Genomic DNA, 25732 nt, shown 5'->3' with positions numbered 1-25732 from the left:
GAGTTCCACAAACAAACTGCCGGCCTGTGGCGGCGGAAATTACGGGAACCCCGTTCAGGATCATGATGTTGGTATCACAGCCTTGAACGGGGCAGGCATGGACAGCGAACTTATGCAGCCGGACGCTTGCCGCGGCCGACGATCTGGGTCGGATTTACGAAGCGCAGGGCGACGATCAGCCAGACCAGCGTGGTCACCATATAGATGACCGCCATGGCGTCGATCGACTGCACCGCCCGGACGCCGGATGCGAACACCGCGTAATAGAGCGCCACCACCAGGGTCTGGCTGCCGGGTCCGGAGACCAGGAAGGTCAGCTCGAACATGCCGATGGTGCGGACCAGCACCAGCAGCAGCGCCGCCAGCACGCCCGGCATCAGCATCGGCACCAGCACATGGACGAACATCTGGAAGATGTTGGCGCCGAAGACGCGGGCCGCCGCCTCGGTGCGCGGATCGATCTGCTCGATGAAGGGGATCATCACCAGCACGACGAAGGGCACGGTGGGCACCAGATTGGCCAGGATGACGCCGGTCAGCGTGCCGCCCAGCCCCGCCTTGTACAGCACCGTCGCCAGCGGGATGCCATAGGTGATCGGCGGAACCAGCAGGGGCAGCAGCAGCAACAGCATCACCGCCCGCTTGGCCGGAAACTCGCGCCGCGCCAGCGCATAGGCGGCCGGGACGCCGAGCAGGCCGGACAGCAGGACTACGGCCCCCACCGCCTGGAAGGTGACCCACAGCACGTCGCCCAGTTGGAACTCGTCCCAGGCAGCGAAGTACCAGCGGGTGGTGAAGCCCACCGGCAGCCAGGTGCCGAGCCAGCGCGTCGCCACCGACGAGGTCATCACCGAGGCGATCAGCCCCAACAGATTGATCAGAAACAGCCCGATCACCGCCCAGACGGCGAAGACCCACAGGCGGGACATGATGGATTTCTGCATTGCCGCCTCTCCTCAGCCTTTGGCGCCCGCGGCGGGGCCGCGGTAGAACAGCGAGCGGCAGCCGAGAACCGCAACCACCACCAGCAATTGGACCGCCCCCATGATCATCGCGATGGCCGAGGCCATGGAGTAGTCGTACTCCTCGAACGCGGCCTGATAGGCGGCGATGGAGATGACGCGCGTGGCGCCGGCTGGATCGCCGACCAGCACCGCCGACGGCAGCACCGAATAGGCCTGGACGAAGGACAGGCAGAAGGTGATGGCGAGGCCGGGGATCAGCAGCGGCAGGAAGACCTCGCGGAAGCGGGCGGCCGGGCCGGCGCCCAGCGTCGCCGCCGCATTCTCCAACGACGGGTCGATGCCGGTGACGTAGGACAGCGTCAGCAGGAAGGTGAAGGGGAAGCCGGTCAGCACCAGCGAGATGAAGACGCCCCAATAGCCGTTCAGCACGGAGATCGGGGTGGACAGCAGCCCGACCGCCATCAGGGCGCGGTTGAACCAGCCCTGCGGTCCGAAATAGAACAGCATGCCTTCGGCCACCAGAACGGTGCCGAGCGTGATCGGCAGCACCAGCAGAGTGGTCAGCAGACGCTGGCGCCGCATCAGCCGCACGCGGAAGGCGATGGGAATGGCGATCAGCAGATTCAGCAGCGTGACCGGGAAAGCCAGACGCAGCGTCTTGAAGATGGTGCCGTAGAGGAAAGGATCGCTGAAGAACCGGGCGTAATTGCCGAACAGCGATCCGTCCTTGGGCTCGAAGGACAGCATCAGCCCGTAGAGGAACGGGTAGATGAACAGCCCCAGGATCAGCGCCACGCAGGGCAGCACCAGCAGGGTCGCCCCGTCGATGCCGCGGGCCGCCAGCCGCTGGCGCAGGGTCGGACCCTCGGCGCGGCCTTCGAGGACGGCGCTCATCGCGCGTCTCCGAACACCAGCACGCGGCCGGCATCGGCGCCGAGCCGGACGGCGGCGCCCCGCTGCAGCGGGTAGGGGGAGGCGAAATGCAGCTCGGTGCCCGACGCGGTGACACCGACGCCGTGGAAGCCGCGCCCGCGATACTCCACCGCCTCCACCCGCACCGGGATGCCGCTGTCGGTGCCGGTCGGCTCCAGATCGTCGGGGCGGATCGCGGCGACGGCCGCTTTGCTCGCGGAAGCCGCACGCATCCGGCCGCGGATCACCGTGCCTTCGATGTTCAGCAGGGCGTCCTCGCCCTCCATCCCGACCAGTTCGCCGTTGACGCGGTTGCGGAAGCCCATGAAGTCGGCGACGTCGAGATGGGCGGGCAGGGCGTAAAGCTCCGCCGGGGTGCCGACCTGCCGGATGGCGCCGTCGCGCAGGACGACGATGCGGTCGGCCAGCGACAGCGCCTCTTCCTGGTCGTGGGTGACGTAGATGGTGGTGGAGCCGAGAGACTGGTGGATGCGGCGGATTTCCTGGCGCATCTCCAGCCGCAGCTTGGCGTCGAGGTTGGAAAGCGGTTCGTCCATCAGCACCAGCGGCGGCTCGACCACGATGGCACGGGCGATGGCAACGCGCTGCTGCTGGCCGCCCGACAGCTGGCCCGGCAGCTTTTCCGCCTGCGATTCCAGCCGCACCGCCGCCAGGGCGGCGTCGACCCGCTTTTCCAGTTCCGGCTTCGGCACACCGCGCATGCGCAGGCCGAAACCGATGTTCTTGCGCACGGTCATGTGCGGGAACAGGGCGTAATTCTGGAAGACCATGCCGAAACCGCGCTCTTCCGGCCGCAGCACGTCGACCCGCCGGTCATCCAGCATGATGCGCCCGCCGCTGACCGGCAGCAGCCCGGCGATGCAGTTCAGCGCGGTTGTCTTGCCGCATCCCGACGGACCGAGCAGAGCGATGAACTCGCCGCGCTCGATGGTGAGGTCCAGCCCTTTCAGCGCCGTGAAGGCGTCGAACTCCCGCCTCACTCCCTGAAGGTGCAGTTGCTTGAAGGTGGTGGCTCCGACGGTCATTCCGGGGTCCTGTGGCTGGATGGGGCGCTGTCTTCGGAGGGTCCCGTCGCCCGGTGCCGGGTGGCGGGACCCTCCGTTTCACGTCGTCGGCGGGTGCGCGGTCACTTGCCCGTCACTTGCCCTTACGCGCGCCGATCTCCTCGTCCCAGCGGCGGAAGGCCTGCACCAGCTTGTCGGCGGCGAGTGGCAGTTCGATGGGGTGGTCGGCGATCAGCTTGTCGTAGGACGGGCGGCCGAACTCGGCGATGGCGTCCTGGCTCTCCTTCGGCGCCATGGCGAGCGTCACGCCCTTCACCGCCGGGCCCGGATAGAAATAGCCCTCGTCATAGGTGTAGGCCTGCTGCGCCGGGGTCAGCAGATGGTTCATCAGGTCCAGGAGGACGGCGAGCTTTTCCGCCGACACGCCCTTGGGGATGCACATGTAATGGGCGTCGGCGACCCAGCGGAAATTCTCCACAGCGAAGACTTCGGCCGACTTCGGCACCACGCCGAGCACCCGCGGGTTGATGTCCCAGCCGGTGGTCGACACGATGATGTCGAGCGACCCTTCGCCCAGCGCCTTCATGGTCGGCGTGGTGCCGCCTGGATAGGCCTCAATGGTCTCGCCCAGCTCGCGCAGGTAAGCCCAGGTCTTTTCCCAGCCATTGACCGGATCCTTGGGATCCTTGTCGCCCAGGATGTAGGGCAGCCCCATCAGGAAGGTGCGGCCGGGACCGGAGTTGGCCGGGCGGGCATAGGCGAAACGCTTCGGATTGGCCTTCGCCCAGGCCAGCAGCTCCGCGGCCGTCTTCGGCACCTGCTTCACCCGTTCCGGCGCATATTCGAACAGCGGGCCCGACGGGTAGTAGGTGACCACCACGCCCTGGCCTTCGGCGAGCCCCTGCATGCGGGCGGCCGGTTCCAGATAGATGTCTGACAGTTTCGGCAGGTCGCCAGCGCGGTCCGGCAGCAGATTGACCCACAGCTTCTGGTCGATGCCGGCGGACAGCACATCGGTGCCGGTCAGCACCAGATCGATGTCGACCCGGTTGGCGTCCTGCTGCGCCTTCAGCTTGCCGGGGAGTTCCGGCGCCGGCGCCTTGGAGAAGACGATGCGCGAGGCCCAGTCGGGCTTGGCCTTGCGGTAATTCTCGATGGCCTTCTGGGTCAGCGCCAGATTGCCGGCGACGTCCACCACATTCAGCGTGACCGGGCTCGCCGGCTTCGGCAGGGCGGCGAACACCGGCCGGCCGGACGCCAGAAGCCCGGCGGTGCCGGCGGACGCCGCGAGGAAGCCGCGTCGTGAAATCCCGTGGTCGATCATAGGTTTCCTCCCGTTTCTGCGTATTTTCAAATTGTGGTGGTTCGAGCTGCGGCAGACATACTGAAGCGGCCGGGAAGCCATGGCGGTTTGCCTGACGGGACCGGTCGGAAAGCGGGATCGTGGAAGATGCGGATAATTCGTTCCTGTGCCGAATGCTAGTATGGTAGTCCCGGCTCCGCAAGCGGAAACTCGTATGGTAGCGTAGCGGTGCTGAGTGCTAGGTGCGGTGGGTTTGGGGCTGAAATCTGCTCCCTGACCGATGGCTGTCGAAAGCCGGCGCGTTATGGACCGCTACAATGGCAAGCTGTGAAAATATTCAGGATAAGCATATGAATCGTCCAAATTCATGTGCCAGTATGCTATGAATTGATATCAAGCGAATTACTATATCTCCTCGATAGAGACACCTAAGTCCTGAAAAATATATCGATAGAATGGCGAAAATATTATTCAAATATAATTTTGGGTAAATTGATTTTATGTCGATAGAACAAGAGCGTTGAAACGACTCATTTCGACGCATCTTGATGCACCCAAAAATCAAGGGAATCTCCTAATATGTTGGTGAGCTTGCAATTTTTCATGCGTTCCCCATTCCATTGGTGACGCAAATCAGGGTTTGATGGTTTTGGTGGGATTGAATGACAGCGATACCTAAAATGTGCGCAGTAAAAATAGAAGGCTCTCTTAAAAAACTAAAGAATGTCATTGAAAGGCGTATAATAAATATTCTGGTTTTTACGGAAAATCATTTTTTATTCCCCGATGATTTTCACAATGATTTTTTGAATTCTGACTACAACGTGAGGATTTCATCCGACCAATCGATCATCGAGGATCCAAATTTTGACTTCGATATAGTGATTCTCTGCGGACACTTAAAGAATGAAGAAATATTTGGCTGGAAGCTGCAAAGCATAAAAAGGCAACCTTTTATTGCGCTCTGGTCATGGGATAATCATCATCAGCCTATCCTCAACTGTAAGTCGGCAATGGTCGCCGATGCGGTTTTTCCTGCTCATTGGTTCGCACATGAAGACATGGCAAATGCGGCCACCCTCATAGCGCCGCATCTTCCTCTTTGCATAACGCAGTGGAGCAGCGTCTTTCTTTCTTCGATAGAGGAAAGGATCTGTGCTGCACAGCGATGCGACAAATTGTATGGCGGATTTTTCAACCACGAAGATGCAAAAGAAAGGAGTGAATTGATCGCTGCTTTTCGCGAAAGAAACCCGAATGAACATGTGTTCTCTTTAGGTCTTGATAAAAGATCGACCTACTTCTCGTACAGTCAGGAACAGAGATTAATGGATTGGTCTTCTCATAAGACCAGTCTAATTCTTCCATTGAGAAACGATATATCGCAACGTTTGTTCGATGCCCTGGCATGTGGGTTGATCCCGATCGTTCCGCCAGAATTTCCCGATCTCGATCTGGTCGTTTCACGGCACGATCAGCAATCCTTGCCGATCGTCCGGATGGAGAGCTATTCCGTCGACGGTATCGCGGACGCCCATGCCCATGCGTTGAAGCTGTTTGATCGCGATGGCAGGCAAGGTGTGATGCGCAGGCATCGGTTTGCCCGCGACAATCACGGTTTGCGCAACAGAATTGATCGACTGGTCAGCCTGTTCCGTCCAGGCACGGCAATCTCAAAGGTCCGAATCGACTTCGAACGCGGAATCCACGTCTACCTGACATGATCTCAGCCGCCCCCCGCACGCAGTGATGGCCTTTCCATGATCATTCTCCTGACGACCCCGGAACATCAGTACACGCTTCGCAGCATTGCCGAAGGTCAGTTCGGCGTGCCGGTTCCGGACATCCGGAGCCTGACTTACGATCAGGTCTTTGCCGCGTCCACGCTGCCGAAAGCCACCTATGTTTTCGCGGATCTCGAGCGTCTTTCGACGCCCCGCCTGAGGCGGGCCGCCGACCTGTACCGGAAATTGCGCGATCTTGGCGTGCGCTGCATGAACGACCCGGCCTGCGCGATGAGCCGGGTGGAACTCCTGACCAATCTCGGCGAGAGAACCGGCAATCCCATAGAGGTCTATCGAGCGGACATGCGCCCCAGGCCGTCACGTTTTCCCGTCTTCCTTCGCCTTGAAGACGAGCATGAGATGCCGTCGGACGCCCTCTATCACAACCAAAGCGAGCTCGACGAGGCTCTTGCCGTCCAGCGCCGGAACGGAGTGCCTTTGCGCGGCGTTCTCGTCCTGGAAAAGGTCGATGCGGCGTACAACGGCGCCCTGTGGGCCAAATGGGGGAGTTGGCGGATCGGAGACCGGATCGTCGTGGAGCACATTGCCGTCGAAGACCGCTGGATGGTCAAGTATGGCCGGCATGACTGTCTTACGGAAGACATCGTCTCCGACGAGTTCGACGCCGTATCGACCAATCGGTTCGAACCCATGCTCAAGCCGGCGTTCGAGATCGCCGGGATCGAGTATGGTCGCGCGGACCATGCCGCCACACGGGACGGAGCGGTGGTGTTCGAGATCAACACCAACCCGTTTCTTGGCAACTATGTGCCGGACCCCTGGCTGAAACGCCGTGACACTCAGATGCTGGCGAGACAACGCTGGAGCGAAGCGATGCAAGCGATCGACACGCTGTGCTGACTACCGGTTGACGAGGCTTCCATGATGGACAGGCATTGCGGGGCCATGGCGAACCATGGCCCCGCAATTTCAACCTGTATGCGCAAGGCGAAACAGGTCAGAAGACGGTATCGTCAAGAAAAAAGCGGCGAAGGAGGCGGCGGGGGCGGGGGCGGACCAAGAGGCAGATCGGTTTCGATGGAGAAGAACATGCTTTCCATTCCTAAGTTATAGGGTCATTTCAAACGAAGGCTGAGCGGGAACATCCTTCGAGACAATGATAATCATTGCTCCAGACCTCCCCGTCAAGATTGTGTCTTGTGGATCAGGCGGAAATTTGTGGCGGCGTTCCCGTCACTCAGGCATGTCCCAATCCGCAACGTCCGGCTTCACCGGATGATGGATCATGTTCCTCCGGCTGAAGCCGCTTGGGTCCTCGGCAAAATAGCGCGGGCAGGAGGGGCGCCATATCAGGGTGCCCGGTCGCAGGCATTCGTTCTGCGGAGTGTTCTCGTAATTGGTTCCGCGCCGGGCGGGCGGACAAAGCGGACCCTGCCCGCCGATGTCTTCGACGGTGAAGCCACCGGCGAGCGCGACGGTCGGCAGGGTGAACTCGTAATGGCCGCGCCAGCCGGCAACGGACATGATCAGCCCATAGGTCCGCGCGAAATGGCGGGACAGGCGCATGATCGGGTGGAACGCCCGGTGGACGAGGTCGGGGCTGACCGACGCCGGCATCGCGGCCGACTGCCAATAGTACCAATCGCGACTTGCGGCGAGCGGCTGGACCGTCGTCGTCAGGAGATCGGACGCGTTCCGGCTGAACTGGTCGAAAAGCTGCATCCAGTCACCGGAATAATCGACGTCGTATTCGATGACCCAGACGAAATCGGCGTCGAGAGACAGGACGCAGGGAATGATCGCCACGTCCAGGTAGCCCCGCTGCACGCCGCCATGCGCAGCCATCTCCCGATAACGGGCCGGCATGCAGGAGTCCGGCGGCCGATAGGCGAAATCGACTTGCGGTTCCGCCCGGTTGCCCGGATTGAACATGAAGTGCCAGTCGATCATGTGCGCGGTCTGGTGGACGAGACGCCGGAAATGCCGCTCGATCCGTTCGGAGCGGACATGGCAGACGAACAACCCGGCGACCTTGACGGGAGGAACGGGTTTCATCGCTTGCCCTGGCTCTTCGGTCTGTAAATCGGCGGCACGGGACCCCCGGACACCCCCGGAATCCCGCCAGCTCATAGTATGGGGCGGGCGCCGGCCATTGAAGAGAATTCATGGGCTTGGCGCTGACACGCCACCCGGTCGAGCCGTGTGGCAGAGCAGGGGAAAGAGGTGGAGCGGACATCGGATATGCGACGTCGCATTTCACAGCGCTGCGACTTATGGAAATTATCTCGCACCAGCACACGGACGGTTGAAACTTCCGACAGAATCGGCATGCTGTCGCCGATGGTCTGACCACTTCGCGTGCAGGGGGTACCTCCTGCCCGAAAAATGATCATCCTCGTTCGCGCATCGACCCGTATCCGTCCATCCTCGACCAGGAAACCGTCGCCCATGTCCGCCATCCTGTTGCAGGAAAGTTCCGAGACGAAGGACCAGCCGCTCCGCGAAGACATCCGCCTGCTGGGGCGCATCCTGGGCGACACTGTCCGCAGCCAGGAAGGGGAGGCGGTGTTCGACATCGTCGAGCGCATCCGCCAGACCTCGATCCGCTTTCACCGCGAAGAGGACCAGGGTGCCCGCAAGGAGCTGGAGGCGATCCTGAACAGCCTGTCGCCGCCGCAGACGGCGCGGGTGGTGCGGGCCTACAGCTTCTTCTCGCACCTCGCCAACATCGCGGAGGACCAGCACCACATCCGCCGCACCCGCGCCCATGCGCTCGCCGGGTCGGCCGCGCGCGACGGCACCATGGCCCATGCGCTGGACGAGGCGGCGAAGGCCGGCGTCACCACCCAGCAGCTGAAGGAATTCTTCGACGGTGCGCTGGTCAGCCCGGTGCTGACCGCCCACCCGACCGAGGTGCAGCGCAAGAGCATCCTGACCGTGCAGATGCTGGTCGCCAAGCTGCTCGCCGAGCGCGACCATGGGCCGATGACGCCGGAGGAGGAGGACACCAACCTCGAATCGCTCCAGCGCGCCGTCCTGACCCTGTGGCAGACCGCGATTCTGCGTGCCACCAAGCTGGCGGTGACGGACGAGGTGGCCAACGGCCTGACCTTCTACGACTACACCTTCCTGCGCGAGATGCCGCGCTTCTACGCCCAGCTGGAAGACCACCTGCGCAAGACCGACCCGTCCTGGACGACGACGGAACTGCCGTCCTTCCTGCGGATGGGCAGCTGGATCGGCGGCGACCGCGACGGCAACCCCTTCGTCACCGCCCCCGTGCTGCGTCAGGCGATGCGGATGCAGAGCACCCGCGCCCTGCAATTCTATCTGGACGAGCTGCACACGCTGGGGTCGGAGCTGTCGCTCAGCACCCGCGTCATCGACGTGTCGGAGCCGCTGCGCCAGTTGGCCGAGCGTTCGCCCGACCCGTCGCCGCACCGCAAGATGGAGCCGTACCGCCGCGCGATTTCCGGCATCTATGCGCGGGTCGCCGCGACGCTGCGGACGCTGGACGGACTGGAGGCGCCGCGCCACGCCGTGGGCGACGCGCCGGCTTACCAGACCCCGGCGGAATTCCGCGCCGACCTCGACATCATCGACCGCTCGTTGACCGTCAACGGCTCGGCCGCACTGGCGAAGGGCCGGCTGCGTCACCTGCGCCGCGCCGTCGATCTGTTCGGCTTCCATCTCGCCAGCATCGACCTGCGCCAGAACTCCGACGTGCATGAGCGTTCGGTGGCGGAGCTGCTGTCCTTCGCCGACGCCGGCGTCGATTACACGGCGCTGTCGGAAGACGAGCGGATCGAGATTCTGGTGCGCGAGCTGGACACCAACCGACCGCTGGCCTCCAGCTACGCCGACTATTCCGAAGAGACCAGTTCCGAACTGGACATCCTGCGCACCGCTGCCGAAGCCCGCGTCCGCTTCGGCACCGATGCGGTGGTGAACTGCGTCATCTCCAAGACCGACGGCGTGTCCGACATCCTGGAGGTCGCCGTCCTGCTGAAGGAAGCCGGGCTGCTGCGGCCGAAGGACAAGGCGCTGGACCTGAACATCGCCCCGCTGTTCGAGACCATCGGCGACCTGCGCAACTGTGCCGCCACCATGGACCGGCTGCTGTCGATCCCGGCCTACCGGCGCTTCCTGGAGAGCCGCGGCAATCTGCAGGAGGTGATGCTCGGCTATTCGGACAGCAACAAGGACGGCGGGTTCCTCACCTCCGGCTGGGAGCTGTACAAGGCCGAGATCGCGCTGGTCGAGGTCTTCGCCAAGCATGGCGTGCGTCTGCGTCTGTTCCACGGCCGCGGCGGCTCGGTCGGCCGCGGCGGCGGTCCCAGCTATCAGGCGATCCTGGCCCAGCCGGCCGGCGCCGTGCAGGGCGCCATCCGCATCACCGAACAGGGCGAGGTCATCGCCGGCAAATATTCCAACCCGGAGGTCGGCCGCCGCAACCTGGAAACGCTGGCCGCGGCGACGCTGGAAGCCACGCTGCTGCACCCGGAATCGGCCGCCCCCTGCACCGACCTGTTCCTCCAGACCATGGAAGAGCTGTCGGAGCATGCCTTCAAGGCCTATCGCGGGCTGGTCTACGAGACCGAGGGCTTCGAAAAGTATTTCTGGGAATCGACGGTGATCGGCGAGATCGCCAACCTCAACATCGGCAGCCGCCCGGCCTCGCGTAAGAAATCGACCAGCATCGAGGATCTGCGCGCCATTCCCTGGGTGTTCAGCTGGGCGCAGTGCCGCCTGATGCTGCCGGGCTGGTACGGCTTCGGGTCGGCGGTGAAGGCCTATCTGGCCCAGCATCCCGACGGGATGGAGCGGCTGCGCGCCATGCACCGCGATTGGGGCTTCTTCAGCACGCTGCTGTCCAACATGGACATGGTGCTGTCCAAGTCGAACATCGCCATCGCATCGCGCTATGCCGGGCTGGTGTCGGACCCGGCACTGCGCGACGCCATCTTCACCCGCATCCGGGCGGAGTGGCAGGACAGCATCGACGCCCTGCTGGCGATCACCGAGCAATCGGCCCTGCTGGAGAAGAACCCGCTGCTGGCACGGTCGATCCGCAACCGCTTCCCCTATCTGGACCCGCTGAACCACGTCCAGGTCGAGCTGCTGAAGCGTCACCGCACCAGCGACAGCGGCGAGCAGATCGCCCGCGGCATCCATCTGACCATCAACGGCATCGCCGCCGGCCTGCGCAACAGCGGCTGATCTCCCCGCCGTTTTCTTGCCGCAGCGCAGCGGCGGGCGACGTTCCGCCGCATGGTTGCCGACAAAAACGCCCTTCCTCCACCGCGAGGAAGGGCGTTTTATGTTTGCGGACGAACGGCTTGGTCCGTCTTGTCCTTTTCTTGTGCGATGCACGATCAACTCTTCGGCATCGCAAAACAAAGCTCGGTCGTTGGTGTTGAGGCCAAAATAAGTCACGACGGATCTGCCTAAAATCACAGTTGATCGTCGATGAGTATTTTGATACCTCATGCCTCCCCGAGAGGAGAAATGGTATGACCACTCAGTCCCAGCAGCAGCAAATGGCCCAGCCGCCTCAAGAGCGGACGGCCACCGGCACCCAGGGCAACCGCAACACCCAAAGCGGTGCCACCGACACCCATGAGGAATTCTGCGGCGGCGCCTGCGGTGCCGGTGCCGGCGCCGCGGTGATCTGGCGCCCGATCACGGTCGGAACCCGGCGCTGACCAGCGACGGTCTTCACATGAGAAAAGCTCCTCTCCGCCGGCGGGAGAGGAGCTTTTTTCTTTCGGTTCCGTTTTTGGTTTTCCCAGGTCCCGGCGGCCCGGTCAGCCCGCCCGCATGCGGTTGACGAGACTGTCGACCTGAGAGCCCAGCGAGCGCACCTCGTCCGCGACGGTGGAGGAGGCGGTCAGCACGCGGGTGGCGGACTCGCCCGACTCCGCGGCGGCGCGGGCGACGCTGTCGATGTTGCGCCGGACATGCTGGGTGCCGTCCGCCGCCTCGCCGACATTGCGGGCGATCTCGCGGGTGGCCGCACTCTGCTGTTCGACCGCGGCGGCAACGGTGGCGGCGATCTCGTTGATCTCGCGGATGGTGCCGGCGATGGAGCGGATGGCGTCCACCGCATCCTGGGTCACCGCCTGCATCGCCTGGATCTGGCTGGAGATCTCCTCCGTCGCCTTGCCGGTCTGGTTGGCGAGGCTCTTCACCTCGCTCGCCACCACGGCGAAGCCCTTGCCGGCCTCCCCGGCGCGGGCCGCCTCGATGGTGGCGTTCAGCGCCAGCAGATTGGTCTGGCTGGCGATGTCGTTGATCAGCTGCACCACCTCGCCGATCTTGTTGGCCGACTGCGACAGGCCCTCCACCGTACGGTCGGTGCGCTCCGCCTCGGTCGCCGCCTTGCGGGCGATCTGGCTGGAGGCGTGAACCTGGCTGCCGATCTCCTGGATCGAGGCCGACAGCTCCTCGGTCGCGGCGGCGACCGCCTTGACGCTGCCTTCGGCCTGCTGGGACGTGCTGGCGGCGGTTGCCGCCTCACCGGTGGTGGCCTCGGCGTTGCGGCTCATCCGCTGGGCCATGTCCTGCATCTCGCCGGCGGCGCGGGCGACGCGGTCCAGCACGCCGCGCACGCTGCTTTCAAAGTTCTCGGCCATCTCGACCATGGCGCGGCGGCGCTCGCCGGCGGCACGGCCGCGTTCGGCCTCGGCCCGCGCATTGGCGGCATTCGCCTCGTTGGCGGTGTCGCGGAAGACCATCAGGGCGCGGGTCATGTCGCCGATCTCGTCCGAACCGGCGGCGGGGATCGGCGCGTTCAGGTTGCCGGCGGCAATCGCCCGCATGGCATCGGACAGCTGGCTGAGGCGCGCGACGATGTTGCGGCCGACCACGAACCAAGCCAGCGCCGCGGCGCCGATCAGGCTGCCGACCGCGAACAGGATCAGCATCTTGCGCCCGGCCGACAGCGCGTCGGTGGCCCCGGCGGCAGCGGTGTCCGCCTCCTGCTTCATCGCGGCGATCTGGCCGTCGACCATGCCGGCGAATTGCTGGGCGATCTGGCGGTTCTCCGCCAGCACCTTCTCGTTCTCCGCGGCGGCGCCGAGTTCGGAGCGGCGCAGCTTGAACAGGCTGTTGTCGCCCTTGCCGAAGCCGGCCAGCAGTTCGGCACTCTTCACCAGCTTCGGCAGCCCGTCGTCGCCAGCGGCCTGGAGCGCCTTCAACCGCTCCTCCATCGCCTTGGCGGCGGTGGTGAAGCGGGTTTCCAGCATGGCCAGCCGGTCGGCGCTGGGCGCCTGCGTCGCCTCGTTCAGCGCGCCGACGGTTGCGGCGGCGTAGGTCGACAGTTCCAGGTATGTGCGGAAGCGGGCCAGACCGTCGCCCAGCAGATCCTGCATCGAGTCACGGGTCTGCGAACGGATGTTGACGCTCGACAGCTTGATCTCGGCCTTCAGCCGCATCAGCGGCGATTCCATCTGGTCCAGCAGAGCGGCCTGCCGGCGGGCGGCATCGGCCAGGACCTCGGCCGTCTTCTGGCGGATGGCGTCGCGCTCGGCGCTGCCGACCGGAAGTTCCAGCGCCTTGCGGCGCATGTCGAAGGCGCCGTCGGCGCCGTCGCCCAGCAGGAAGAAGGCGTCCAGCCCCTCCGAGGTCTCCTTGCTCAGCCGGCTGCCGATCTGGGCGGTGGCGCTGACCATACGGGCGGCCGCTTCCAGATAGTTCTGCTGGAACTGGGTGACGGCGAAAGCGGTTTCGGCGCCACCTGTGCGCGTCAGCGCCTCCGATGCAAGGCCGAGATCGCCGCGCACCTCGTACATGGTGATCAGCGAGCGGATGGCGTCGCCCAGCGAATTCATGTCGCGCTCGGTGCTGCTGTCCAGCGTCTCGCCCTTGCCGCGCAGCGTGGCGCCGGCCCGCTCGGTCAGCGGGGCGAGATTGGCGAGGAAGGCGTCGTAGGACTTGGCCAGATCGACCGCCATCGTCTCGCGCGTGCCGCGGACGGACAGGCGCAGGTTGGCGGCGGCGTTGCCGCGTTCCAGCGTCGCGATCAGCCCCTGGGTCTTGGCGCGCAGGTCGCCGATCCGCGGATCGCCGGACCGGTGGGTCGCCAGTTCCTCCACCAGGGCGCCCAGCGCCTTGCCGTTGCCCATGATCTCGCCATAGACGCGCTCGCGCTCGCTCTGGCTTTCGGCGGCGGCGAGCACCGGAGCGGCGGCGGCGATGCCGCTGCTCTCACCGGACAGGCGCTTCGCCAGCTCCATCTCCGGCAGGCCGGTACCGACGATCTGCGTCAGCGGCCGTTCCACCGCCGAGAAGGAGGTCAACCCGACCATGCTGGCGGCGACCGTCATGCCGGCCATGCCGGCGAAGGCGAGCAGAAGCTTGCCGCGCACGCCCAGCCTGCGGCCGCCTGTGGCACCGGTTGGATGGTGGGGTATCGAGGTGTCGTCGCGCGCGTCCATCGTCATATGCGTCCTGCTCCCCGGAAAATGCGTCTAGGCCGGGCTTTCCGCCCATTCTGCCCATTTCGTTGGTCCCCGCCGGCTGCGGACCGCTCCCCCGCTCCCAGGGATTGTACCGACCCACACTGCTTGGCTGACCAACCATACCGCAGTGTGGTTGACAGATCCTTACAGGGGAACTCTCATTTTCTGCCTTCACCGGTCATGACCAAAGCGCTACCACAAGTTCGGATGGCGACTTTGGCATGCGTCATTATGACCATCAGAAGCCTACGAACGTTATAGAGCCTCTTCCTGACCTTGGCCCCATGATAGTCTCGGACTGGAAGTCATCGACGATGGGGAGAGGCATGCGGGTCTGGCAGTCGGCGTTTGCACCTCCGGGGGTGGAACTGTCTCCGCAGTCCGCCGATCTCGTCCTGGTTTTCGGCTCCGTCGACATCTTCGATAGTCCAGGCTTCGCCACCCGGCTGACCGCAGCCTACCCTGACGCGATAAGGGTGGGATGCAGCACGGCGGGCGAGATCGCCGGGGACAGCGTCCTCGACGGTTCCTGCGTCGCCACAGCCATTCGCTTCGGCAAGGGCACCGCCGTCACCGCCACGGAGGCCGACATCGCATCTGCCGACGACAGCCAGCGCGCGGGTGAGGCGCTCGGGGAGGCGCTGACCGCCCTGCCGGGCCTGTCGGGGGTGCTGCTGTTCGCCCGCGGCGTCGGGGTCAACGGCAGTGCGCTGATCGACGGGCTGTCGTCGCGCCTGCCGTCCGGCGTGCCGGTATCGGGCGGGCTGGCCGGCGACGGCGGTGCTTTCGTTCGCACGCTGGTGCTGGGGCCGTCCGGCGTGTCCGACGAACGGGCGGTGGCGGTCGGGCTGTATGGCGATGCCATGCATCTCGGCCTCGGGTCCGTCGGCGGCTGGGAGCCGTTCGGGCCGGCGCGCAAGGTGACGAAGGCAGTCGGCAACCTGCTGCTCCAGCTGGACGGCGAACCGGCGCTGAACGTCTACAAGCGCTATCTCGGCGATCATGCCCGCGACCTGCCGGCATCCGGCCTGCTGTTCCCCTTCGAGCTGCTGAACGGCAACCATGATTCGGTCGGGCTGATCCGCACGATCCTCGGCATCGACGAGGCGGCTGGCGGGCTGATCCTGGCCGGCACGGTGGAGGAAGGCTTCTATCTGCGGCTGATGCATGCCAGCACCGACGGGCTGGTCGACGGGGCGGAACAGGCCGGCGCCATCGCCGCCGCCGCCAGTGCCGGCGCCATGGGGAGCGATGCCACCGCCGAAACGGCGGGAGACCGGCTCGCCCTGCTGACCAGCTGCGTCGGGCGCAAGCTGGTGATGGGCGACCGGGTGGAGGAGGAGGTGCAAGCGGTGGCCGACCGGATGGGCTCCGGCGCCGTGCTGGCCGGCTTCTATTCCTATGGGGAGATCGGTCCAATGCGCGATCTGGTCGATTGCCGGCTGCACAACCAGACGATGACGGTCGCCCTGTTGACGGAACGCTGACCGCATGCATCGCCTGCTGCAAAGCCAGTTCAAGCGGGTGCTGGGCCTGCCGAGCGCCGAGGCGGCGGACTCCGTCCTGGCGGAGTTGAAGGCGCTCGCCGGCACCGCCGGTCTGTCGGCGGAAGCGGCGCGGATGCTGGAGACGCTGCCGGCGCTGTTCACCCGCATCGGCCAGAGCTATGAGCAGGCCGACCGCGACCTGACGCTCCGGGCACGAAGCCTGCAACTGAGTTCGGAGGAGCTGGCCGACACCAACGAGCGCCTGCGGCGCGAGGCGGCGGCGCAGGCCCATGCCATCCGCCGGCTGCGCGGCATCGCCAACAGCCTGCTGCGGGCGGACGGCCATCCCGAATTGCCGGATGCGGCCGACAGCAGCCCGACCGACAGCCTGGAACGGCTGAGCCAGCTGATGGCGGGGCTGGTGGAGGAGCGCTCCGCTGCGCAACGGGCACTGGAACAGCAGAAATTCGCGCTCGACCAGCATGCCATCGTCAGCATCACCGACCACCGCGGCATCATCACCTACGCCAACGACAAATTCTGCCAGATCAGCGGCTTTCCCCGCGAAGAGCTGCTGGGCCGGTCGCATCGCATCGTCAATTCCGGCCACCACCCCTCCGGCTTCTTCGCGGAGATGTGGCACACCGTCAGGGACGGACAGGTCTGGCACGGCGAGATCTGCAACCGCACCAAGGCGGGCGAGGAATATTGGGTGGCGGCGACCATCGTCCCGCAGCTGACCGCCGACGGCCGGCCGCACCAGTACATCGCCATCCGCACCGACATCACCGAGCGCAAGCGGATGGAGGCGGAGCTTGAGGACAGCCGCCGCTTCCTGCAAAGCATCACCGACAGCATGGGCGAGGGCGTCTTCTCGCTGGACCGCAACGGCTTCTGCACCTTCCTGAATCCGGAAGCCGAACGGCTGCTCGGCTGGTCGCTGGAGGAGCTGCGCGGCATCACCCTGCATGATGCCGTGCATTACAAGGACGGGCAGGGGCGGCCGGTCGCCGGCAGGGACTGCACCGTCCTCAACAGCGTCCGGCTCGGCGAGATCCATCGCTCGGAAACCGATCATTTCGTCCGGCGCGACGGCACGATCTTCCCCATCGCCATCACCGCGGTGCCGCTGCGCGAGGATGGCCGCATCGTCGGCTCGGTCACCGTCTTCCAGGACATCACCGAGCGCCAGCGCATGCTGACCGCCTTGCAGGAAAGCGAGGAGCGGCTGATGGTGGCGCTGGACGCCTCCATCACCGGGCTGTGGGACTGGAACCCGGTGACGGACCATGCCTATTTTTCAGACCTCTGGCTCGGCATGCTCGGCTATGCGCCCGGCGAACTTCCGGGCAGGGGCGCCACTTGGTTGGCACTGCTGCACGAGGGCGACCGCGACCGCGTGCTGGCGACGCTGGAGGATCATGTGGCCGGCCGCGCCCCGGTCTTTGAGGTCGAGTTCCGCATGCGCCACAAGTCGGGCGCCTGGGTCTGGATCCTGTCGGCCGGCAAGGTGACGGACCGCGGCGCCGACGGGCTGTCGACCCGCATCACCGGCATCCACAAGGATGTGACCGACCGCAAGCGGACCGAGGACGAGCTTGCCCGCGCCAAGGAGGAGGCCGACCGCGCCAACCGGCAGAAGAGCGATTTCCTGGCCAACATGAGCCACGAGATCCGCACGCCGATGAACGCGGTGATCGGTCTCAGCCACCTGATGATGAAGACGGAGCTGACGCCACGCCAGCGCGATTACCTCGACAAGATCCACGCCTCCTCGCGCAGCCTGCTCGGCATCATCAACGACATCCTCGACTTCTCGAAGGTCGAGGCCGGAAAGCTGACGATCGAGACGATCCCCTTCCACATCGGCGACGTGTTGCAGGAGGTGGCGACCGTCGTCCTGCCTAAGGTGCGGGAAAAGGGCCTGGAGCTGATCGTCGACCTGCATGGCGGCGTGCCGGGCACCCTGGTCGGCGACCCGCTGCGGCTGGGTCAGGTCATCCTGAACCTCGTCTCCAACGCCGTGAAGTTCACCGAACGGGGCGAGGTGGCGGTGACGGTCGGCGGGCGCATCGGCACCGCCGACGATTACCGGCTGGAGGTGGAGGTCTGCGACACCGGCATCGGCATGTCGCCGCAACAGGCCGCCGCCCTATTCCGCCCCTTCACCCAGGCCGACAGTTCCACGACACGGCGTTTCGGCGGCACCGGGCTGGGGCTGGCGATCTGCCGGCAACTGGTGGAGCTGATGGGCGGAACCGTGTCGGTGGAAAGCCGGCCGGGCGAGGGCAGCATCTTCCGCTTCTCCATCCGCTGCCGGGTCGCGACCGGCGACACCACCGACGACCGGCTGCCACGCGACCTGATGGACCGCCGCGTGCTGGTGGTCGACGACAGCGACGCCGTGCGCTCGATTCTGACCGACATGCTGGAACGCTTCGGCCTGACCGTCGAATCGGTCGGCGACGGCCTGTCGGCGCTGCGCCGGCTGGAGGAGGGGCAGGCCGGCATCAGGCCGCCGGTGGAGCTGGTGGTGCTGGACTGGCGCATGCCGGAACTGGACGGGGTGGAGACGCTGCGCCGCCTGCGCGCGTTGCCAGGCGCCCAGCCGCCGGTGGTGATGACCACCGCCTACGGCGCCGACGGGGTGCAGGGGGCGCTGGACGGCGCGTTGCAGAACACGAGCGAGGCCGGTCCCGACCGGCCGGTCACCGCCGTGCTGGAAAAGCCGGTGACGCCGTCCGCCATGTTCGATTCGGTGATGATGGCCCTGGGCGGGGCTGCGGCCCGGCCCGCCGAGTCCGGACGCCGCGTGCATGATCCGGCCCAGTCGACCGAGCTGTCGGCGCTGGTCGGCCGCAGCGTGCTGCTGGTGGAGGACAATCTGGTCAACCAGCAGGTCGCCTGCGGCCTGCTGGAGCTGGTCGGCATCGAGGCCACCGTGGTCGGCAGCGGCGAGGAGGCCTTGCAATGCCTGCGCGAGGTGAAGTTCGACCTCGTGCTGATGGATGTGCAGATGCCGGGCCTCGACGGCTATGAGACAACGCGGCTGATCCGGCGAAAGCTGGAGCTGTCGAGCCTGCCGGTCGTCGCCATGACCGCCCACACCATGGCCGGCGACCGCGAGCGCTGCCTCGATTCCGGCATGAACGACCATGTCTCCAAGCCGATCGATCCGGGAACGCTCTATGCCGCACTCGCCCGCTGGCTGAAACCGGTGCGCGGACTCGGCGGCGGCGCGGCGGCCACCGGGAATGCCACAATGCCGGCGGTCTCCGCGGTATCGGCCGCCCAGGCGCTGCCAGACAGCCTGCCGGCGCTCGACCTCGCGGTCGCCCGGCGCAATGTGAACGGCAACCTTGCCCTGCTGCGCCGGATCCTGATCGATTTCGCCGCCACCCACGAGGGAGAAGCGGTGCGTCTGTCCATCGCCGTTTGCGAGGGACGCTGGAAGGACGTGCTCCGGCTGTCCCACACCCTGAAGGGCACCGCGGCCACCATCGGCGCCATGGAACTGTCCGGCTTGGCCGGCCGGGTGGAAGCCGGCGCAATGACGGCGCCACCGGCCATCGAGGACGGCCTGCTCGACCGGCTTGCCGACGCCCTTGCGCGGGTGGTGGAAGGGATCGGCAGCCTTGGCCGGCCGGCTGCGGCCATCGCCCCGCAGCCCGAACCGACGGCACCGGCCGGCCTTCCGCGCGACATGCTGCGCGCGGCGCAGTCGCTGTCCGACCGGCTGGGCGGCCTGCTGATCGCCGGAGATCCGGAAGCGGGCGATCTGGCCGATGCGCTTGCCCGCCTGCTGGCCGGCAGCCCGGTGACGGCTTTGGCCGAGCGGGTGAACCGCCATGCCGGCGCCTTCGATTTCGACGACGCCTCCACTGCCCTGACCGAACTGCGCGACCGCCTGCGCGATTTGAGAGAGACCGCGACATGAGCCTGCCGCACCCGGTTGGACAGCCGAGCGGCGACAAGCCGCGCATCCTGATCGTCGACGACGAGCCGATCAACCTGAAGGTCATGGCCGATCTGTTGCGCGACAGCTACGGCCTGATCGTGGCGAAGGACGGCCCGCAGGCGCTTGCCCGTCTGGCCGGCGACCCGCTGCCCGACCTGATCCTGCTGGACGTGATGATGCCGGGCATGGACGGGGTCGAGGTTTGCCGGAGGCTGAAGGGCGACGCCCGCACCCGCGGCGTGCCGGTGATCTTCATCACCGCCATGGGGCAGGTCCATGACGAGACCCGCGGATTCGAGGTGGGGGCCGTCGATTACATCACCAAGCCGATCTCGCCGCCCGTGATGCTGGCGCGCATCCGCACCCACATCGCGCTCCGCGAGGCGCAACGCGCGCTCGCCGACCAGAACCGGCAACTGGAGGATCGTGTGGCGGAGCGCACCCGCGACCTGCTGCGCGCCCAGGACGCCACCATCCGCGCCATGGCCTCGCTGGCGGAAACCCGCGACAACGAAACCGGCAACCACATCCGCCGGACCCAGAACTATGTGCTGGCGCTCGCCCTCCATCTCAGCCGCGACTCGCGCTATGCCGGCCAGCTGGACGAGGAAACCATCGAACTGCTCTATAAATCGGCTCCGCTGCACGATGTCGGCAAGGTCGGCATTCCGGACTCGATCCTGCTGAAGCCGGGCAAGCTCAGCGACGACGAGTTCGAGGTGATGAAGACCCACGCGACCCTGGGGCACGACGCCATCTTCGCCACCGAGGGGCAGGCCGACCTCGCCATCGCCGGCGGAAGTTCGTTCCTGCGCATCGCCCGCGAGATCGCCCACGGCCATCACGAGCGCTGGGACGGCACCGGCTATCCCCAGGGCCTGGCAGGGGACGCGATCCCGCTGTCGGCCCGCCTGATGGCGGTCGCCGACGTGTACGATGCGCTGATCAGCCGCCGCTGCTACAAGCCGCCTTTCCCGCACGAAAAGGCGGCCTCCATCATCCGCGAAGGCAGCGGCAGCCATTTCGATCCCGCCATCGTCGCCGCTTTCAACGCGCTGGAGGACGAATTCACGGACATCGCCAGCCGCTATAAAGACGAGGAGTGAGGATCGGACGCTGTGTGGCGCCCATGCTTAGAACAGCTCGATCTCGACCTCGCGCCGGCCGATCACCGCAGCCTCCTGGCCATCCGAGTCCAGAATGTGGATCGGATCCCCGTCGCAATCGTCCGACATAGCCTGGGCGATCTCAAGCAGCTGAAGCGGCAGCCGCATCCGGCCATTCGGCAGCCGGTTGGCGCGGCAGGGGGCGATGGTGACGGTGATGGCCATGGAGGGTGTTTCCGTTTGAACTGAACCGCGACCAAGTGAGCAAGGCTCATACCAGAGCAGGACGGTAAAGCTCTCGATCAGGGAAAGACCTTATGCGCGGGAAAGACTGCACCGGCACGCGGCGGTGATCGGCCCCTTCCGCCCGCCAAGGGTCGCGCGCCTGTTAACCATGGCTCGGATCGTCATAAGGAGGCCATCCCTCGATGCTGCATTCTGCGACGCAACAGGCAATCGCAGACTGCAGAATCGCGAGCCGGGCCGAACTTGCCCGTAACCCTAGAGTTTGTCTGGCGCTTATTGAAGCACCAGACAAACTCTAGGGTTTTGGTTTTCCGTGTGATTCACGCTTCAAGCGATTCCGCTTGAACCGATCACACTCTGGGCTCAGACCCAGGAATCGTCCCCGCCGCTGCCGCCATCGTCGAAGGACGGATCGTCGTACGAAGCATCGTCGGCCGGCGGCGGATCGGGCGCATAGGCGGCGTCCTGCGCGGTATCGCCGCCCGCATCGCTTTGCGGTCCCTGGTCGTCGCCGTAGTAGTTGTTGGTGATCACCGTCTCGTTGATCGTCTCACCGGCCATGGGCTGGGCCATCGCCGTGCCGAAGGGGCCGGGCGAATGGTGCAGCAGGGAGGAGATGGCGCTCGCCGCCAGCATGCCGCCGGCCACGCCCGCCGCGGTCTGCGCCGCACCGGCGAAGAATCCGCCGCCGCGCGGGGCCATGCCCGGCTGCGGGAAAGGGGAGGGGCTGTATTGCTGCTGCGGATAGGCGGCACCCGGCGCCGACCCCCACGGGCTACGCCCGGCGGCCGGCTGTTGCAGCGGCTGTCCCTGGGGCTGTCCCTGCGGTGCCTGCGGGTAGGAGGGGGCAGGAGGTTCGGCCCCACGGCCCCACGGGCTGCGTCCGATGCCGAGCGCGTTGGACAGGAAGCTGCCGCCGGACTGGGCCGGTTGGACCGGACGCTCGCGCAGCTGGCGCTCCAGCTCCTCGATCCGGGTCTGTGCCGCGGTCAGCGCCTGCTGCTGCACCAGGACGGTCTGCGCCATATAGTAGGACGACAGCGGCTGGTCCTGCACCGACCGGCGGATGAAGTCCTCCGCTTCGGCGTCGCGCGGCTGGGAGGTCTGCTGGGACTCCACATCGCGCAGGCGGCGGAACAGGTCGGACAGAAGCGTGCGTTCCTCGGGGGTCATCGACGTCTCCTAAGACATGGCGCCCATCGCAAGGGGACGCCGCCCCTAAATGTGGAGTCGCCATCCCCCGCAGGACAAGTCCCTTGTGAGATGTTCCCGTCTTGAGAGACTGTCCCGCCCCACAACACTACACCGGTCAGTTAGTTTCGCGCCTCAAGCAATGTTGCGCAAAAATTCCAGCGACTTGCCAAAGATTCCGATCCTGGGTCTTTGGATGGTGGATTGTCGGGCTGACCATTGTGGGAAGCAGGCAGCTATATCGGCTATGGCGTCGCGGGATTAACATATGACATTGACGGGGGTGCCTTTTTTCCCATCGATAGGCCACATTTGTGACGCGACCGCCCGGCGGCGCCGGTTGAGAAGCCGAGACCAAGATGAACAGGCGCCGAGAGATGGTGGAACTGACCGACCTGGAGCGCGATGCGCTGACCGAGTTGGTGAATATGGGGGTCGGCCGCGCCGCCACCCATCTCAGCCGCATGGTCAACGACCAGGTTCTGCTGTCCGTGCCGACCGTGGACATCGTCAGCCGGCAGGAGGCGTCCGATTTCCTGTCTGCGCGCGAGCGCAACGGGCTGGTAGCGGTGGAGCAGCAGTTCCAGGGCTCCTTCGACGGCCGCGCCATGCTGATCTTTCCGGAGGCCAACAGCCTGGAGCTGGCCCGCGCGGTCCTGGGCGGCGACCTGACCCTGGCGGAAATCGTCGATCTGGAGCAGGACGCCCTGGCGGAGATCGGCAACATCATCCTGAACGGTTGCCTGGTGGTGGTCGCCAACGCGCTGAAGGACCGGCTGACCATCTCGCTGCCGGCGGTGCTGCGCGGCGACGGCGCCAACATCCTCAAGGACAAGGTCGGCGGCGGCGACGAGCTGGTGCTGTTCCTCTACATCGACTTCACCATCCGCAGCCGCAGCATCCGCGGCTACATCGCCCTGCTGATGGGGGTTTCGTCCCTGCAGTCCCTGAAGCAACTGATCCACGCCTTCATCGAAGGCATCGCCGCCGAAGAACCCACATCCGCTGGAACGTCGCCTCATGGCTCCCAGATTGCCTGAACAACCCACCTGGGCACTGGATGTCCTCGGCGCGCTGGATGCCGGCATCCTGCTTCTGGACCGCCATTGCCGCGTTCTCTACTGGAACGGCTGGATGGAGCAGGCCTCCACCCTGACGGCCAGGGAGATCCTTGGGCATGACCTGTTCGACGCCCTGCCAAACCTGCGGGAATCGCGCCTGCACATCGCCGTGCGCGACACGCTGGCCACCGGTGCGCCCGGCGTCCTGTCGCACACGCTGAACCCCATGCTGTTCCCGCTGCGCCTGCCGGACGGGCGGCGGATGGTCCACAACGTGGTGATCCGTCCGCTGCCGTCGCACGCACCCTCGCCCCATTCGCAATCCGCGGGCAACGAGGCGCGCTGCCTGATCCAAGTGACCGACGTCACCGCGTCGGTGAACCGCGAACGGGTGCTGCGCGAACAGCGCGACGCGCGCTATCGCGCCATCGTCGACACCGCTCCCGACGCCATCATCACCACCGACACCCGCGGAATGGTGCAGTGGATGAACGGCACCGCCACGCGTCAGTTCGACTATCGCCCGGACGAGCTGATCGGACAGAGCGTTGCCGTGCTGCTGGGCGAGGATGCTCCCGACTGGATCGCCATGGCGGAGGGCAGCGGGCCGGGGGCTGCCGGCATGGATAGCGCAGCCCAGCCGGTGGAGCTGTCCGGCCGGCGCCGCGACGGCAGCCACATCGACCTGGAACTGTCGATGGCGCGCTGGGAATCGGAAGGACGCAGCTTCATCACCGGCATCCTGCGCGACATCACCGAACGCCGCCGCACCCGGGAGGAGCTGCGGACCAGCGCGCTTGCCATGCGCCAGCTGGCCGAGCAGACCAAGGCGACGCTGGACGCGTTGCCGGCCTTCATCGCGGTGCTCGACCGCTCCGGCCACATCGTCTCGGTCAACCGCGCCTGGGCCGAAGCCGGGCCGGAGACGACCTTCCTCGGCCAGGGCTGCATCGTCGGCGACGATTATCTCGACCATTGCGGCCGGGGCGAGACCGCCGACCCGCGCGCCGACACCGTGATGGACAGCCTGCGCAGACTGCTGAGCGAAGGTGGGCCGCCCGTATCGGCGGAATATGTCACCAACAACCAGCACTGGTTCCGCTGCCTCGCCGCCCCGATGCCGGCAGGCCCCTTCGGCGGCACCGTGCTGATGCACATCGACGTGACCGAGATCAAGTCGATGGAGGCGGCGCTGCGCAAGCTGGTCGGCCAGAAATCGACCCTGCTTCGCGAGGTCAACCACCGCGTCAAGAACAGCCTGCAGCTGGTGTCCAGCCTGCTGACCCTGCAGACGCTGAGCCTCCCCGACGAGGGGGTGCGGGTACATTTCCAGGATGCCCGCAGCCGCATCGAGGCGATTGCCCGCGTCCACAACCGGCTCTATCAGGCCGATCAGTTCCAGACCATCGAGTTCGGCACCTACCTGAACGAGCTGTGCGAGGATCTGGCCCGCGCATCCGGCGGCGACAGCATGTGCGACATCGTGGTGCGGTCGGACGTGATCGACCTGCCGATCGACCATGCCGCCCCGCTCGGCCTGATCGCCAACGAACTGATCACCAACGCGGTCAAGCACCGCGGCAAAAGTGCGGCGCGGGTGACGGTCACCTTCCGGCGCGAAGACGAGAAGCTCGCCCTGACCGTTTCGGACCGCGGTCCCGGCCTGCCGTCCAACTTCGACATCCGCAAGAGCCGCAGCCTGGGCATGCGCCTGATCTCCAGCCTCGCCGGCCAGATCCGGGCCAGCGTCGACATCGACACCACCACGCAAGGCACCACCTTCCGCATCGAGCTGCCGGTGCCGGACGAGGTGCCGCTGCTGGAGACCTCCTCTCCAGAGGAGATCTCGGGATGAAGATCCTGCTGGTTGAAGACGAGGTGCTGATCGCGCTCGAACAGCAGCTCTATCTGGAAAATGTCGGCCACAGCGTCATCGGCCCGGCGGTCACCGCCGTAGAAGCGGTGGAAATCGCCGCGGACGACAAGCCGGATCTCGCCCTGGTCGACGTGCATCTGGGCATGGGCACCAACGGCATCGACGCCGCACGGGGGCTGACCAGACTGGGCGTGCCCTGCCTGTTCATCACCTCCTTCCGCGACGAGTTGAAGAAGGACGGCCCGTTGACCGGCATCGGCTGCCTGCCCAAGCCCTTCACCGAAAGCGGCCTGCTCGCCGCCGTCGACGTCGCCCGCGCCATCCTGGCGGGGGAGACCCCGCGCAACGTGCCTCAGACGATGGAACTGTTCGTGTGAGGGGAGGGGGCTTCCCCT

Annotated in this window: 18 protein-coding genes; 10 read left to right on the top strand and 8 right to left on the bottom strand. The window is 65.7% G+C overall.

Annotated elements, in window-relative coordinates:
* Positions 1-110 precede the first annotated feature (110 nt).
* From ABNQ39_RS29190 to ABNQ39_RS29175, 4 genes are all read right to left on the bottom strand, one after another.
* The gene (locus ABNQ39_RS29190; RefSeq protein ID WP_376965489.1) at positions 111-944 is read right to left on the bottom strand and encodes an ABC transporter permease; all 834 of its coding nucleotides are present in this window, start codon (positions 942-944) and stop codon (positions 111-113) included.
* A 12-nt stretch (positions 945-956) separates the two neighbouring features.
* Complete coding sequence (locus ABNQ39_RS29185; protein ID WP_098735235.1) at positions 957-1859, bottom strand: ABC transporter permease; 903 nt, start codon at positions 1857-1859, stop codon at positions 957-959.
* Positions 1856-2923 (bottom strand): ABC transporter ATP-binding protein, encoded by a 1068-nt coding sequence (locus ABNQ39_RS29180; protein WP_109096235.1) that lies wholly within the window; start codon positions 2921-2923, stop codon positions 1856-1858. Before ABNQ39_RS29180 ends, ABNQ39_RS29185 begins: the two co-directional genes overlap by 4 nt.
* Positions 2924-3035: 112 nt before the next feature.
* Entirely contained in the window at positions 3036-4226 is a 1191-nt protein-coding gene (locus ABNQ39_RS29175; protein WP_376965486.1) for an extracellular solute-binding protein, read from the bottom strand.
* Positions 4227-4867: 641 nt separating this feature from the next.
* Between ABNQ39_RS29175 and ABNQ39_RS29170 the strand changes: the two genes are divergently transcribed.
* Positions 4868-5929 carry a hypothetical protein gene (locus ABNQ39_RS29170; RefSeq protein WP_376965484.1) on the top strand — a complete coding sequence of 354 codons (1062 nt, stop codon included), beginning with the start codon at positions 4868-4870 and terminating at the stop codon, positions 5927-5929.
* 36 nt (positions 5930-5965) lie between these two features.
* On the top strand, positions 5966-6850 hold the full coding sequence (locus tag ABNQ39_RS29165) for a hypothetical protein (RefSeq protein WP_376965482.1): 885 nt from the start codon (positions 5966-5968) through the stop codon (positions 6848-6850).
* A 333-nt stretch (positions 6851-7183) separates the two neighbouring features.
* Here ABNQ39_RS29165 and ABNQ39_RS29160 read toward each other — a convergent pair whose 3' ends face one another.
* Complete coding sequence (locus tag ABNQ39_RS29160; protein ID WP_376965480.1) at positions 7184-8005, bottom strand: hypothetical protein; 822 nt, start codon at positions 8003-8005, stop codon at positions 7184-7186.
* Positions 8006-8398: 393 nt separating this feature from the next.
* On the opposite strand from ABNQ39_RS29160, the gene ppc reads away from it, so the two are divergent.
* Both ppc and ABNQ39_RS29150 read left to right on the top strand, forming a co-directional pair.
* Positions 8399-11170 (top strand): phosphoenolpyruvate carboxylase, encoded by a 2772-nt coding sequence (ppc, locus tag ABNQ39_RS29155; protein WP_376965478.1) that lies wholly within the window; start codon positions 8399-8401, stop codon positions 11168-11170.
* A 293-nt stretch (positions 11171-11463) separates the two neighbouring features.
* Entirely contained in the window at positions 11464-11655 is a 192-nt protein-coding gene (locus ABNQ39_RS29150) for a hypothetical protein (RefSeq protein WP_376965476.1), read from the top strand.
* Positions 11656-11757: 102 nt separating this feature from the next.
* On the opposite strand, the gene ABNQ39_RS29145 is transcribed toward ABNQ39_RS29150, so the two are convergent.
* Positions 11758-14394 (bottom strand): methyl-accepting chemotaxis protein, encoded by a 2637-nt coding sequence (locus ABNQ39_RS29145; RefSeq protein ID WP_376965474.1) that lies wholly within the window; start codon positions 14392-14394, stop codon positions 11758-11760.
* Positions 14395-14738: 344 nt separating this feature from the next.
* Here ABNQ39_RS29145 and ABNQ39_RS29140 point away from each other — a divergent pair, with 344 nt between their 5' ends.
* From ABNQ39_RS29140 to ABNQ39_RS29130, 3 genes are read left to right on the top strand one after another with little or no spacing between them, the layout of a single operon-like run.
* A complete protein-coding gene (locus tag ABNQ39_RS29140; RefSeq protein ID WP_376965472.1) occupies positions 14739-15899 on the top strand; it encodes an FIST signal transduction protein in 1161 nt (386 codons plus the stop codon).
* A gap of 4 nt (positions 15900-15903) precedes the next feature.
* A complete protein-coding gene (locus ABNQ39_RS29135) occupies positions 15904-19836 on the top strand; it encodes a PAS domain S-box protein (protein ID WP_376965470.1) in 3933 nt (1310 codons plus the stop codon).
* Positions 19833-20963 (top strand): HD-GYP domain-containing protein, encoded by a 1131-nt coding sequence (locus tag ABNQ39_RS29130; RefSeq protein ID WP_376965468.1) that lies wholly within the window; start codon positions 19833-19835, stop codon positions 20961-20963. The genes ABNQ39_RS29135 and ABNQ39_RS29130 overlap by 4 nt, the downstream gene beginning before the upstream one ends.
* 27 nt (positions 20964-20990) lie before the next feature.
* Here the strand turns inward: ABNQ39_RS29130 and ABNQ39_RS29125 are convergent, their stop codons facing one another.
* A complete protein-coding gene (locus ABNQ39_RS29125; RefSeq protein ID WP_376965466.1) occupies positions 20991-21188 on the bottom strand; it encodes a hypothetical protein in 198 nt (65 codons plus the stop codon).
* Between the two features lie 384 nt (positions 21189-21572).
* A complete protein-coding gene (locus ABNQ39_RS29120; protein ID WP_376965464.1) occupies positions 21573-22382 on the bottom strand; it encodes a DUF2076 domain-containing protein in 810 nt (269 codons plus the stop codon).
* Between the two features lie 377 nt (positions 22383-22759).
* Between ABNQ39_RS29120 and ABNQ39_RS29115 the strand changes: the two genes are divergently transcribed.
* Genes ABNQ39_RS29115 through ABNQ39_RS29105 form a run of 3 tightly spaced genes read left to right on the top strand, consistent with a single transcriptional unit; the run spans position 22760 to position 25714 of the window.
* Positions 22760-23440, top strand: coding sequence for a chemotaxis protein CheX (locus tag ABNQ39_RS29115; RefSeq protein ID WP_376965462.1), 681 nt, complete (start codon positions 22760-22762; stop codon positions 23438-23440).
* A complete protein-coding gene (locus ABNQ39_RS29110) occupies positions 23421-25316 on the top strand; it encodes a sensor histidine kinase (RefSeq protein ID WP_376965460.1) in 1896 nt (631 codons plus the stop codon). The genes ABNQ39_RS29115 and ABNQ39_RS29110 overlap by 20 nt, the downstream gene beginning before the upstream one ends.
* A complete protein-coding gene (locus tag ABNQ39_RS29105) occupies positions 25313-25714 on the top strand; it encodes a response regulator (RefSeq protein WP_098735247.1) in 402 nt (133 codons plus the stop codon). The genes ABNQ39_RS29110 and ABNQ39_RS29105 overlap by 4 nt, the downstream gene beginning before the upstream one ends.
* Positions 25715-25732: the final 18 nt, after the last annotated feature.

The organism is Azospirillum sp. A26 (assembly GCF_042604635.1).
GTDB lineage: Bacteria > Pseudomonadota > Alphaproteobacteria > Azospirillales > Azospirillaceae > Azospirillum > Azospirillum palustre.
This window is presented reverse-complemented; position numbering and strand designations above follow the sequence as displayed.